The sequence below is a fragment of the Bradyrhizobium sp. CCBAU 11361 genome, from assembly GCF_028128935.1.
Classification (GTDB): Bacteria; Pseudomonadota; Alphaproteobacteria; order Rhizobiales; family Xanthobacteraceae; genus Bradyrhizobium; species Bradyrhizobium niftali.
The window spans coordinates 1-308 of record NZ_LBJZ01000041.1 but is presented as its reverse complement, the minus strand read 5'-3'; the positions used below and the strand labels follow the sequence as shown (position 1 = coordinate 308).

1 pseudogene is annotated in these 308 nt (G+C 57.5%); it reads right to left on the bottom strand.

Annotated features, from left to right (window positions below):
• Positions 1-140: pseudogene (locus XI08_RS09730) on the bottom strand (IS5/IS1182 family transposase); the annotation flags it as partial.
• Positions 141-308 lie beyond the last annotated feature (168 nt).

The window sequence follows — 308 nt, the reverse complement described above, 5'->3', positions numbered from 1 at the left end:
GGCGCGATCTCGCCGTCGATCCAGTCCCAATCGACCCTGCCGGCGAGCAGAACCAGCTCGTGTCGCATGTTGATGATCTGGTCCAGCCGGGACCGGAACAGATCGTTCGAGCCTGTCGTCCTGTGCTTCTTTGGTCGCATCGGTGCCTCCGATGCAGCACAGAATCACGGTTCGCAGCGGCAGGGAATTCCAAAATCGAAATTGCAGGGTTTTGGGCTGTGAAGCCTCAATCCCCTGCAATCTCAAATGCCGCCGCAACCGGAAAACAGACTCCCAATCAAGTGCTTGGAGGCTTGTTCACGGACAAC